The sequence below is a fragment of the Sediminibacter sp. Hel_I_10 genome (assembly GCF_000688335.1).
Taxonomy (GTDB): Bacteria; Bacteroidota; Bacteroidia; order Flavobacteriales; family Flavobacteriaceae; genus Psychroserpens.
This window is the reverse complement of sequence record NZ_JHZX01000001.1, coordinates 647,747-661,131: the sequence shown is the minus strand read 5'-3', so window position 1 is coordinate 661,131 and position 13,385 is coordinate 647,747. Positions and strand designations below refer to the sequence as shown.

Here is a 13,385-nt window from a genome sequence, read left to right as displayed (position 1 = left end):
GCTGCAATTGAGCATAACTGCGGTTGAAGACTATTATTTTCAAGAGGACTAAACCATGAAAAAATAATAAAAAACCTATCTTTGGCATCTCAAAAATAAGACATTCATGAATCTCCAAAATACATTAGAACAACAGGTAAAGGCTGCAGTAAAAGACAGTTTTAGTGCTGACTTAGAAACGGTAGAATTTCAGGCAACCCGAAAAGAGTTTGCCGGAGATATTACGGTTGTGGTATTTCCTATGCTACGTGTTATAAAAGGCAACCCTGTTCAAATTGGAGAATCTATTGGCACTTATCTGTTAAAAAATGTCAAGGAAGTTAAGGGCTATAATGTGGTCAAAGGATTTTTAAATATAGAAATCAGTGATGCCTATTATCTCCATTTTTTTAAGACCATTAAAAGTGATGATCAATTTGGAAGCGCTAAGGTGCAGCCAAATGATAAAGCCATTATGGTAGAGTATAGTTCTCCAAATACGAACAAACCATTGCACTTAGGGCACATTCGTAATAATCTTTTGGGATATAGTGTTGCCGAAATTTTAAAGGCTTCAGGTAAGAAGGTCTATAAAACCCAGATTATCAATGACCGTGGGATTCATATCTGTAAAAGTATGTTGGCGTGGAAACGCTTCGGAAATGAAGAAACTCCAGAATCATCAGGTTTAAAGGGAGATAAGCTTGTAGGGAATTATTACGTCAAGTTTGATCAAGAATATAAGAAGGAAATTCAACAGCTCATTTCCGAAGGTAAAACCGAAGAGGAAGCCAAAAAAGAAGCGCCTTTACTTTTAGAAGCACAGCAAATGCTCCAAAAGTGGGAGTCTGGAGATTTAGAGACTGTGGCACTTTGGGAAAAGATGAATACCTGGGTTTATAAAGGGTTTGATATTACTTACAAAAATTTGGGAGTAGACTTTGATCAACTCTATTATGAAAGCCAAACCTATTTGTTAGGTAAAGAGTTTGTGGCAGAGGGTCTTAAGAAAGGGGTTTTCTTTAAAAAAGAGGACGGTTCTGTATGGTGTGATTTAACCGAAGATGGATTAGACGAAAAAATTGTTCTAAGAAGTGATGGTACCGCCGTTTACATGACGCAAGATATTGGTACAGCCATACAACGGGTTAAGGATTTTCCCGACGTTGGTGGGATGGTGTATACTGTAGGTAATGAGCAAGAGTATCATTTTCAGGTCTTATTTTTGATCATTAAAAAATTAGGTTTTGATTGGGCTGAAAACTTATATCATTTAAGTTATGGTATGGTGGACTTGCCTTCAGGAAAAATGAAAAGTCGAGAAGGAACCGTGGTAGATGCCGATGATCTTATTGATGATATGGCTCAAACCGCAGAGACCATTTCCGAAGAACTAGGAAAACTAGATGGCTATTCGCCCGAAGAGAAAAAAGAGCTTTACAAAACCATTGGTTTAGGGGCTCTAAAATATTACATTCTCAAAGTGGATCCTGCTAAGCGCATCTTGTTCAATCCAGAAGATTCTATCGATTTTCAAGGTAATACTGGTCCGTTTATACAATACACCTATGCCAGAATTCAATCCATTTTACGTAAAGCCAATCTCGATACTCATGCGATGTTGGACGAAACTGAATTGTCTTTGCATGACAAAGAAAAGGAACTGCTTAAACATTTAGAGTTATTTCCAGAGGTCATTCAAAATGCAGCGGCTAACCACAGTCCGGCATTAATAGCAAATTACACCTATGATTTGGTAAAAGGGTTTAACTCCTTTTATCAAAATGTTTCCATATTGGGGGCCGAGGGTCAATTAGAAAAACAGTTTAGAGTACAACTTTCGCACGTCGTAGCAAGAACTATCAAAGCTGCATTTAATCTATTGGGGATCGAAGTTCCTGAGCGCATGTAAATAGCTCTAATCATAGTGTGAATTGTAAAATACCAACATAATGTCTTCAGAAACAGGATAACAAGTCTTTGATTTTTAATTGTTAAAGACTTGTTAAAGTCAAAAAATATAAAACCGCTCCTTCTACTTTCTCGTAGGTATTAGTGTCTTCGCCCCAAGAGACGTTCAATCAAACGTTTAACACTAACACTCTTACCAAATGAAAAAAAGAATTACGCTGGTTATTGCATTTGCAGTAACACTTTTAACGTCAACAACCTCATTTGCACAGCTCGTGACGAGCGGTGCTGATGATGGATCGGACGGCACACTTCGAAATGAAATCGCAGATACACCATCAGGTGGAACCATTACGTTCGACGCTTCGGTGACCGTAGTTACCTTAACAGGTGAACTTGTAATAGATAAGGAATTAACTATTTCAGGAACGCCTGCAATTAATGTGTCTATTGATGCCAATACCAATGGAAGGGCATTTAATATCACTGCGGGACCTGTAGTATTTAATAATCTTACCATAGAAAACGGTACTGCTCCCGATGGTGGAGGTATCTACATGACCAATGCTATGGTGACCATAAACAATAGTGTCATCACAAACAACAGTGCCAATGCCACGGGTTCTCCTGCTGGTTCTGGTGGAGGCGTTTTTAATGATGTTGGTGGTGTTTTAACTATTAATGATTCTGAAATAACAGCAAACCTAGCAAATAGAGCAGGTGGAGGGATTGAAGACAATTCTGGTGCAGGACTCGGTGTTATTTTAAATAACGTCGATTTTGATGGTAATGATGCGGGCGCAGCCTCAGGAAATGCACTTCCTGGAAATGGAGGGGCCTTGCACGTTACCGGAGCAGGAGATGTCACAATGACTAATGGATCTGTTACCAATAATGTTGCTGCCAAAGAAGGTGGTGGTTTATGGAATGGCAGTGGTACAATGACCTTGTCTAATGTTACTCTAGAAGATAATATGGCCATTGGTGATGCCACTGGTGGTGGTGCGCTATTTAATAATGGTGGTACTTTAATGGTTGACGCCTTAACTACGCTTACGGGAAATATCGCCATGGGTGCGACTCCTGGAGGGCGAGGTGGTGCCATTTTTAATAATACAGGAGGTGTCTTAAGTTTAGCCTCTGGCTTAACCATTTCTGGTAACTACGCCAGTAGAGCAGGTGGTGCTATTGAAGATGCTTCGGAAGGCACACTTACTTTAGATGGTATTACTTTAACAGGAAATGCCGCTGGAGTTGATCTTGGTTTGGGCAATACAATTGTTGCAAATCCAGGTAATGGCGGTGCAATGCACCTTTCTGGTAACACAAATGCTGTTATCAACAATAGTACAATCAATTCAAATCTCGCAGCTTCTGAAGGTGGAGGCCTTTGGAATAATCAAGGTAGCATGACTATCGATAATACGCTTGTAGATGCAAATGATGCTCAAGGCGCAGATGCCGATACTGGTGGTGGTGGAGTTTACAATAATGGTGGGACGTTAATGGTTCAAAATGCCACCATCATTAGTAATAATATAGCATCTGGAGCATCAGGCTCTGGAGGAGGACTATTTAGCACAGCTGGTGCTGTCACCATCCAAGATGAAGATACCCAAATCATTAACAATCAAGCTAACCGAGCTGGGGGTGGAATCGAAATCATAGATGGCGCGTTAACAACAACAGATCTAGATTTAAATGGAAATAATGCTGGTGTCTCACCTGCGGTTGCCGCTCCTGGAAACGGAGGTGGTCTTCACGTATCTGGTGTTGCAATCATTGAGATGAATGGCGGAACGGTTAACAGTAACATCGCAGCATCTGAAGGTGGAGGCGTTTGGAACCAAACAGGAAGTACAATGACCTTGAGTTCTTTAGATATGAACTTGAACACAGCAAGCGGAAACGCTGCCGATAATGGTGGTGGTGCGATTTTCAACAATGGTGGAGACGTCATTGTAAGCGCTGCAATTATAGGAGAAAATATAGCCGATGGAACCTCGGGTTCTGGTGGTGGTGCCTTAAGCATTGGTGGTGAGATCACCTTTAACGGATCTTCAATTATTAACAACCAGGCCAATAGAGCTGGTGGAGGTATTGAATTATCTGGAGGTGTTTTAAATTTAACGAATACCATTTTGAATTTGAATAATGCTGGTGTTTCACCTGCAGTTGCCGCTCCAGGAAGTGGTGGAGGATTACATGTTACGGGATCTGCTACAACCAATATTAATGGAGGTAGTTCAAGTTTAAATGTTGCTGCTAATGAAGGTGGTGCACTTTGGAATGGATCAGGTATTATGACGATAATGAATCACACCATTGACGGAAACACGGCTTCAGGAAATGATGATATGGTAGCCGGCGCAGCTGGTGGCGGTGGTATTTATAATGAAGGCGGAACAGTCAATGTTTCTGATGGTACAACCATATCTAATAATAGTGCAGATGGCGCACAATCTACAGGAGGTGGCGTTCTAAATGCAGCAGGAACCCTTATGGCCAATGGTATTTCAATAGTAAACAATACGTCTAACCGAGCAGGTGGCGGTATCGAAACCAATGGAAGTGGTGCAATAATGCTTACTAATGTTACTTTAAACTCTAATACAACTGGAGTGGTTACTGGAGCAGGAGCACCTGGTAATGGTGGCGGACTTCATGTAAGTGGAGATAGCACTGTTGATATCACAGGCGGAACAACTAATAGTAATATTGCTGCTAATGAAGGTGGCGGATTATGGAACGGATCTGGAGTAATGACCTTAATAGACCATACGGTAAATAGTAATACAGCGTCAGGTAATGATGAAATGGTTGCTGGTGCTGCAGGTGGTGGAGGTATCTACAATGAAGGTGGTACGCTAGATCTGTCCGGAACAACTACAATTGCATCAAATAGTGCAGATGGTGCTCAATCTACCGGTGGTGGTATCTTAAATGCTGCGGGTACATTAATGGCTAATGGTATTACCATTGCTGATAACCAATCTAACCGAGCAGGTGGCGGTATCGAAACTAATGGAGGTGGCGCAGTGATGCTTACCAATGTGAGTTTGAATTCTAATGATACTGGTGTTGTGACGGGAACTGGTGCACCTGGTAATGGTGGCGGACTTCACGTAAGTGGAAACAGTACAGTAGATATTACTGGCGGAACCGTAAATGTAAACACTGCGGCTACAGAAGGTGGAGGTCTTTGGAACGGAATGGGAACACTCACTGTGAGTGGCACTACCATAGATGGAAACATTGCCAGTGGTAATGATGCTACCAATGGAGGTGGCGGTATCTATGCGTTAAATGGCGGTACGGTTGTTCTTTTGGATAACACAACAGTTTCAAACAATATAGCCGATGGAACTGCTGGTTCTGGTGGAGGTATTTTAGTGGACGTTGATGCTAGTTTAGCTGCAACTGACACATCCATACTATCTAACCAAGCCAATCGTGCAGGTGGTGGTATAGAGGTTGTTGCCGGAACAGGAACAATCACGATGACTAATGTTACTTTAAACTTAAATAATGCTGGTGTAGCACCTGCAATTGCTGCCCCAGGAAATGGTGGTGGATTACATATTACAGGAATGCAGGACATCCTAATTACAGGAGGAACCACAAATGGAAATAGTGCTGCTAATGAAGGTGGTGGTTTATGGAATGGTTCTGGTGTAATGACGGTTGTTGATCATCTTATAGATGCTAACACAGCTTCGGGAAATGATGCAATGACAGCTGGTGCAGCCGGTGGAGGTGGTATTTATAATGAAGGTGGAACACTAGATTTATCAGGTAGTACAGCAATTACAAACAATAGTGCAGATGGTGCACAATCTACTGGTGGTGGTATTTTAAATGCTGCTGGAACCTTAATGGCTAATGGAATTTCAATTACCAACAATCAAGCGAATAGAGCTGGTGGAGGTATTGAGACCAATGGCAGTGGGCCTGTGATGTTAACTAATGTGAATTTAGATGCTAATGAAGCAGGCGTGGTTACAGGAACTGGAGCACCTGGAAATGGTGGTGGACTTCACGTAAGTGGAGATAGTGACGTTAGCATTACAGCGGGAACCGTTAATAACAATACGGCCGCTAGTGAAGGTGGTGGTTTATGGAATGGAGCAGGAGTAATGACTGTTGATGCGGTCTTAATTGATGCAAATATGGCGAGTGGTGCCGATGCCAGCAATGGTGGCGGTGGAATTTACAACCTCGCAGGTACACTTAATATTCAAAATGATACCGTTATTAGTAACAATATGGCCAACGGAGCATCTGGTTCTGGTGGTGGATTGTTAAGTGAAGCTGGTGACGTTATGGTCACGGATTCTGCTTTTGATGCCAATGCAGCTAATAGAGCAGGTGGTGCTATTGAATTGATTGATGGCACATTGAATTTTTCAAATTCTATAATGTCAAATAATGATGTAGACGGCACTGCAGGTACAGCTGCTCCAGGTAATGGTGGCGGATTGCATATCACAGGCATGTCAAGCACCGTAACGATTGCCATGAGTACAATTACTTCAAATGCTGCGGCTAATGAAGGTGGCGGATTGTGGAATCAAGGTGGAACCACTATGAACGTTTCCATGTCTACAATTGATAATAACACCGCTGCAGAAGGTGGTGGTATCTACGGAAATGTGAATGCTATTACAACCGTTATGACCAGTACTATCACGGCGAATTCAGCTTCGGTTTCTGGTGGTGGAATTGCAAATAATGGGGCTAGTTTTGATATCAATGCAGCTACAATTGCAACAAACACCTCTGCTGGAAATGGTGGTGGAATTGATGCCGTAACTAACGTCTCTTTAAAAAATGCAATTGTTGCCTTAAACATGGCAAATTCGGGGACTGATGTTTCTGGAATATTCACATCCAACGATTATAATTTGATAGGTACAGATGACTTAAATGTTTTCACAGCTCAAACCAATGATATAGAAGAAGTGGATCCTCTTGTTGGACCATTGCAAGATAACGGCGGGGTTACCTTGACCCATATGTTATTCGATGGTTCTCCTGCATTTGATGCTGGTGCTGCTGATGATACGTTTGTAGATCAAATTGGTCAAAGTGTATTTGGTGCTTCCCGTGATATTGGGGCTTATGAATCTCAGGTGACTTTATCGATTGATAATTTCAATCAGACTCATATTGCCAGTCTTTATCCAAACCCTTCGAGTGGCTCTTTTAATATTGAAATAGGAAACACGGTTTCTGATGATATGCAATTAAAAGTAGTCTCTGTCAACGGTCGTGTGGTGAAGGAAGCTCATTTGTCTAACGGTTTAAATACGGTTGATATTTCTGGAATGGCTTCTGGAATGTATATTTTAAATATAACTTCTGGTAGCACAACAGTAACGCACAAATTAATTTTAGAATAGTGAATTTACCTACTAGATTATGTTTTGAAAAGGCCACCGAAAGGTGGTCTTTTTTTTATCATCAAGTTGAGGGTGAGCCATAGGGCTTTTATAAAACTAAAAGGGTTCTAATTACGTAACTATCTATATGAGCTATAGATTCTATTTTTGGATGATGATGCTGTTTTTTGTCGGAAAAATGTCTGCACAAAAAATCGATCATTTTTCATCTTTTCGAACTATTGGGAGTGAGCAGTATTTCAGGTTCCATTACGATAATGATTTTTTTGCAGCAACGGATGAAAATTATACGCAAGGCTATAATTTTGAAGTCGTGTCCCCAGTTTTTAAAAACAATCCCTTAAATCTTTTTTTAATTCAGCCAAAGCAATTTGAAACCAAATATGGTTTGGCGATTGAGCACGTTGGCTATACTCCAAATCATTATGAGCTGCCCGAAATTCAATATGGTGATCGTCCTTTTGCTGCGGCCATTATGCTCAAAAGTTTTACAATATCAAAACAGGCAGAAAAAAAGTTACGGGTGTATTCATCCTTGAGTTTAGGATGGATTGGTCCTGGTGCTTTTGGTGAGGAAATGCAAGTTTGTATTCATGAACTTACGGGGAATAAAGAACCTTTAGGGTGGCGGCATCAAATTAAGAATGATGTGGTGCTCAACTATAAGGTCGGCATAGAAAAACAACTCTTTCGCATTACGGATTATGCGTCTGTACAAGCCCAATCTCACCTTCAAATAGGGTCTTTATTCACAAATGTATCGGCAGGAGCAAATCTTATCATAGGTCAATTTACACCTCTTTTTGCTTCCGAAGCAACCAAAAAAAGCGTTCAGATTTATGCCTACACTCAGCCCGTATTTAGTATAATTGGTTATGACGCAACGCTTCAGGGCGGCGTATTCAATAGAGAGAGTCCATACACCATATCTTCAAATGCAGTGGAACGATTTACCGCACAATTCAATTTTGGTCTGGTCATTCAAACACAATCTCTCTATTTTGAATATACGCGTTCTAGTATTTCAAAAGAATTTGAAACAGGAGAAACCGCAAAATGGGGCGGATTTAGAGTAGGAATTACGTTTTAATTCTTTTTGTTTTTAAGCTGTAATCTAAAGTTGTAGCCTAGGCTCAGTTCAGAAAAGTCGGCCTGGCCTAAATTAGCATTGATATGTGCACCAATGTAAACATTATGTTGAGGTGCTTTGTCATTAGAGATGAGGTAATATTTAAGGCCCAATCTTGCTGGCACCGATTTTTTGAGTTTGTAATAATCGTCTAAAACACCAAGTACCACAACCGTCTCTCCATTTCCGTTTTGGTAATCGTATCCTTGGTTGAGCTGCCAATCAATTTTATAAAAGGGTTTATAGAAATTGTAACCAATATCAAATTCAAATCCTACGTGTCCCAAAAGTAATTCCGAAGATAGAAATACCCCATAATTTGTAGCATAACGATAAGGTTGGTCTATCCATCCAGGTTCTTGATCTGCCACAAGTGCTTCTCCATTTTTTACATAATCATAATAATGCTCGTAAAAACGGTAATGAAACCCAAGTCCAAATTTAAAGGTCTTGTTAATAATTTTTCCCGCGGAAATGGCTACAGAATAGACCTCTTTTTTAGAATTGAATGTTTCTGAAAGCACGTTTTGACCGAGGCCTGTCCGGAAACCGAAGTACGTTTGATGAGACGATTCAAATTCACGATGCTCAAGCGCTTTTTGGGATTTTTTCGGACTATTAAATTTAGCAGACACACTTGCCAAAAGAGAGTTGAGCCCTTGGTTAGGCAATTGGGTATGGCCGTTTGAGTGATGAAAGTAACCTAGACCAACTCTAAAATCCACATGGTTTAATCGATAGACATCATAATAAAAAAACGATCTGAATGACCAATTCAGTTGTGTTGTAATTGCGTTGTTAAAAGGGTTTGAGGTGCTATCATACTGCGTATCCATATAAGAGCCTCCCAGCCCTATGTGCAGATTTAGCCTATTGGTCTTTTTCTTAAGCACGCCAAACTCAATAAAAGGCATCAGCGTGTAGGCTTTTCCAATCTTTTCAGAATTGCCAAAATCAATCACCCCAAGTGTTAATCCCGTTCTTGGATGGTTCAATCTGTAGAGCCATTCACTCCTGTTGGTAAGATTATGCTTGCCGATACTGAATAAAAAGTCGGTCTGTAAATTGGTCTCTGGAAAATTGGAATTGGCCTCTAGTGTTTTTCCAATTAACAGCTCTGGAGCCATATAGGTTGAGGTCTCTTCAAGATCTTGCCCTTGAACGGTACAACATATACCTATAAAAGCGACACAAAATGCCACCTTGATTTTAACGTAATAACTCATCTTTAAGGTTGAGGTATTATAACATAATACCATTTTGGTTTTGGTTGGTGGCCCTAAAGATAGAATTTTATGCCTAAAAGCAAGGCGCATAGCGCTTTTGAACTGTTTTGGTTCTATTTAATAGGTGTCGTCACCTTCTATTTGATCATCGGTCAAGGTTTTTAAATAGGCAATAATGGCTTTTTGCTCTGGGGCTGTAAGATTAAGTTCATCAAAAGGAAGAGTTTGGTGCTCTAGGTCAAAGCCCATGCCGCCACCGCCGCCAAGGTTATAAAACTCCATGACTTGTTCTAGGGTTTCATAAACACCATTATGCATGTATGGGCCTGTAACGGCAACATTTCTAACGCTCGGGGTTTTGAACATGCCATAATGGAGAGGTTCATTATATTTCCAATAAAAACCAAGATCATCATCAAGTGCCTTGTTTTTATTGGTCTCTGGTACACCAATCACTTCCTTTTCATGCTCAGTAAAAAATGGCGGTACGGTACCGCTGGTTAATGGTACAAAATGGCAGGTGGCACAAAGGGCTTTACCCATAAAGAGGTTATAGCCTAATTTTTCTTCGGAAGTAAAACTGTCTTCTTCAGCTCTCATATTTCTATCAAACTTAGAGCTAAAGCCGTTAAGTGTAGAAATGTATGATGAGATGGCCTTAATGACCTCGATATTGTTAGTAGATACCTTTCCGTAAGCATTTTTAAAGGCCTTGATGTAGGTGGAATCTTTTAATATTTCCGAAGAAAACTCGTGCACATTGGTGTTAAACTCTTTACTATTTGTAAATACTGCAGAGATTTGTTCTAAAATATTTTCAGAACGACCATCCCAAAAGAAACTTTGCTGAAATGCGGTATTTATGAGCGTAGGGGTGTTGCGTTGTAAATTTTCACCTGTATTGTCTTTGTTTGTAACGAGCCCATCGCTGTATGCTTTTTCTGGAATATGACAAGTGGCACAGGCCATGCTGCCACTAGCAGAAAGATTTTGATCGAAAAAAAGTTGTTTACCCAAAGCTACCTGTGCTTTTGTAGGGTGTCTATTGACCGTAGGGGTAAAGAAATTAAGGTTAAAGCTATTGTCTTCAAAAAAGGTGGGTGCATCATAATTAAAGGGCTGGTTTTTTACCGGCTCCCAAAGCGCACTTGTTTTTCTAATGTCTACCCAGTTTCTCATAATGGGGTTCATGTAGTCTCGAGTAAAGGTGTACCGATCAAAGGTGTCAAAATTCATATTGCTCTTAATAAAGGCAATGGCTTGATCTATATTGTTCTGAAATTCTGCATCTAATTTTGCGTTTTTTTCTTTGATAATATGTTGAATGCTATTGTTGTAAACGGTTTGTAAACCTTCAATAGAAACGACGGTTTCAGCAATACCTAAATGGCTCACTGGTGTGTCAAAACCAGCAATCGCTAGACTCACAATTCGAAATAATTGTTGGTGAGTGGCAATAAAGAAACGCTGTGCGTTGATTTCTCTTTTTTCTATATTTTCTTTAAGATTGGTCAATAACCCCTTGGTAATAAAAAGTTCATTTTTAAAATCGGTAGGTGATGTTTCGCCTTCATAAATACTCTCTTCGATTTTTTGAAAACCCACAGGGCGTAATACTTTACCGTTGTCTTCTTTATAAACAGGTAAGGCTGGTCCATTGGCACGATGTCCAACTTCGGGATTAAGGTAGGAGGCATAAGGCTCTGCCATTTTAAAATGCTGCCTTGCTTTGGTAAAATAATGTTTTGAGTTTTTGCCATCAAAACCCTCGGTATCTAAGCTATCCAAATAGTTTATGGATTGGTTGATATTGCCGAGGTAATAGTTTTGGGCAAATTCCCAATGAGAGGAGGGAAGACTTATGGTTTTGGTTTCTTTGTCTTTGCAGGAAAAGAGCGTCAAAAGAATAGAAATGTAAACGAGGGTTATGGGTCTGTAGAACATTAGTATGTAAAAATTGGTTAATGTAGCAAATCAAAAAACTGTCCAAATAAGCAAAGCCAAAATCCTTTAGATTTTGACTTCGCTTAGGGACAGTTAAATAGAATGTATTATAGGGACTATCTAGGTAAGCCTTTTAAGATCACAATCTGAGAGGCTTGGTTATCTTCATAAGTACTATTGTTATGTCCATCAAGTTCTTGAAAACTTGAATCTCTCCAATAGTGAGGTTGTAAAGCTAAGATGAATGTACCAGGAATTCCAACTTTATCAGAAACATCAATTAGAGAACCAAATTCACCACTAAAACCAGTGCTATTTCCTTCGGCTAAATCTTGTCTAATAACCAATTCTAAAACTTTTGATGGATTATTTCCGTTGATATCGGTTTGGTAAATTTGTGCTGCATGACCTCTGCTAAATGAATTAGGATCTTCTTGAATGTAAACAAAGTTTTCGGTTACACATAAGTTATCAGGACTTTGTAGTTCACTTAAATTACCATCCATATTGTTCGTGTCTGTATTTCCACTTACAATTTGAGTTAAAACACCCTCTAAAGGATTACTCGCATCTAATTCTAATTTATACACAGTACCCCAATCGTTATAGGTGCCTTGACCAGGACCTCTACCGGTTACTGCAAAAAATACGTTTCTACCATTGGCGTCACTTCCTTTTTGATAATCTACGTCTTCAACTCTCATAAACTGGCTAGCAAATACATCGGTACAAGCAGTTTCCATTTCATTTTTAGATAAAGAACTTCCGTTTGGAATTTCAACAAACTCAACCTCGTAAGAGTTTCCGAAGTCTAAGCTACTTTCATTATATACTGTATTTGGAGCTACAGCAATAGCACCATCGGCACCATCTGAAACTTGCTTAAAGCGCAATACATAAATACTACCCCCTGTTAAATCAGCATCGCCATTTTGAGAGTAGTACATGGCTACCTGACCTTCAGAACCAGAAGAATCATCGTCACCACCAACGATTACTGTTTTGCCAGCATAGGCACCCTGAGGTAGAGGTACGGCATTTTCCCAAGAAAATTCTCCTAAAGCATCTAAGCCAAAATCAGCAGTTGGAGTAGGCGTTTCAATTCTAGGATTTATCCCTTTAACATCATAACTAATACTTTCTGAAGCAGATAAAAAGATGTCTTCAGACCCACCGTGGATGGCAGCTTCAAACATAGTTCCAGAGCATTGTCTTGCAAAATCAGCAACACCAGAATTTAATAAATAGTCGCCAGAAACGGGGATTAAATTTTCGTCTAAGCGAATACGGGCTACAGAATAACTGTCTTCACAATTTACCACATAGATGTAGCCATCGCCATCATTTAGAAAGCCAGCGCCATCGGCAGAACCTGCCAATTGAAAATCACCGTCGATCAAGTCGGGTGTACTAATTAAGGAGTAAGCAGAAACATAATTAAATTGAGGAGCAATTGCCACTAAGGGCGCGTATGAAGATTTGTTTGAGAATATGGTTGGTTCCGGTATAAAATCTTGACCGTCTGTGCCATCAATACCATTGGCGCCGTCAAGACCATTTTCACCATCAACACCGTTAATGCCATCACGGCCGTCTTCGCCTTCACAGGCAATAAGGCTTAAGCCTAATGCGGCTAAAACCATAAATTGAAATACTAATTTTGTAGTCGTTTTCATGTTTGATTTTGTTTGATTTATCAGTTTGCTACAAAATTAGATGAGCGAAGCGCTAATGGTGTTACCTAAATAAAGCGGTTGCATTAAATAAACTTTATGCTAAGGTTAAGGTGTTAAG

Annotated in this window: 6 protein-coding genes; 3 read left to right on the top strand and 3 right to left on the bottom strand. The window is 40.0% G+C overall.

Annotated elements, in window-relative coordinates; translation table 11 throughout:
• Positions 1 to 106: 106 nt before the first annotated feature.
• The 3 genes from argS (at position 107) to P176_RS0102870 (ending at position 8,382) form a co-directional block, all read left to right on the top strand.
• Positions 107 to 1,891, top strand: a complete 1,785-nt coding sequence (gene argS / locus P176_RS0102880) for an arginine--tRNA ligase (RefSeq protein ID WP_026753286.1) — start codon at positions 107 to 109, stop codon at positions 1,889 to 1,891.
• Between the two features lie 199 nt (positions 1,892 to 2,090).
• Complete coding sequence (locus P176_RS0102875) at positions 2,091 to 7,292, top strand: T9SS type A sorting domain-containing protein (RefSeq protein ID WP_051605381.1); 5,202 nt, start codon at positions 2,091 to 2,093, stop codon at positions 7,290 to 7,292.
• Between the two features lie 127 nt (positions 7,293 to 7,419).
• Positions 7,420 to 8,382 carry a lipid A deacylase LpxR family protein gene (locus tag P176_RS0102870; RefSeq protein WP_026753284.1) on the top strand — a complete coding sequence of 321 codons (963 nt, stop codon included), beginning with the start codon at positions 7,420 to 7,422 and terminating at the stop codon, positions 8,380 to 8,382.
• Here the strand turns inward: P176_RS0102870 and P176_RS0102865 are convergent.
• From P176_RS0102865 to P176_RS0102855, 3 genes are all read right to left on the bottom strand, one after another.
• On the bottom strand, positions 8,379 to 9,647 hold the full coding sequence (locus P176_RS0102865; protein ID WP_197022134.1) for an acyloxyacyl hydrolase: 1,269 nt from the start codon (positions 9,645 to 9,647) through the stop codon (positions 8,379 to 8,381). The two genes, P176_RS0102870 and P176_RS0102865, sit on opposite strands and share 4 nt — an antisense overlap.
• 117 nt (positions 9,648 to 9,764) lie before the next feature.
• Positions 9,765 to 11,591, bottom strand: coding sequence for a cytochrome c peroxidase (locus P176_RS0102860; protein ID WP_026753282.1), 1,827 nt, complete (start codon positions 11,589 to 11,591; stop codon positions 9,765 to 9,767).
• Between the two features lie 116 nt (positions 11,592 to 11,707).
• On the bottom strand, positions 11,708 to 13,267 hold the full coding sequence (locus P176_RS0102855; protein ID WP_026753281.1) for a hypothetical protein: 1,560 nt from the start codon (positions 13,265 to 13,267) through the stop codon (positions 11,708 to 11,710).
• Positions 13,268 to 13,385: the final 118 nt, after the last annotated feature.

Bases quoted from the DNA above. Each gene is read 5' to 3' on its own strand.
- P176_RS0102865 (WP_197022134.1), bottom strand. From the start codon at position 9,647: ATGAGTTATTACGTTAAAATCAAGGTGGCATTTTGTGTCGCTTTTATA.
- argS (WP_026753286.1), top strand. From the start codon at position 107: ATGAATCTCCAAAATACATTAGAACAACAGGTAAAGGCTGCAGTAAAA.
- P176_RS0102875 (WP_051605381.1), top strand. From the start codon at position 2,091: ATGAAAAAAAGAATTACGCTGGTTATTGCATTTGCAGTAACACTTTTA.
- P176_RS0102855 (WP_026753281.1), bottom strand. From the start codon at position 13,267: ATGAAAACGACTACAAAATTAGTATTTCAATTTATGGTTTTAGCCGCA.
- P176_RS0102860 (WP_026753282.1), bottom strand. From the start codon at position 11,591: ATGTTCTACAGACCCATAACCCTCGTTTACATTTCTATTCTTTTGACG.
- P176_RS0102870 (WP_026753284.1), top strand. From the start codon at position 7,420: ATGAGCTATAGATTCTATTTTTGGATGATGATGCTGTTTTTTGTCGGA.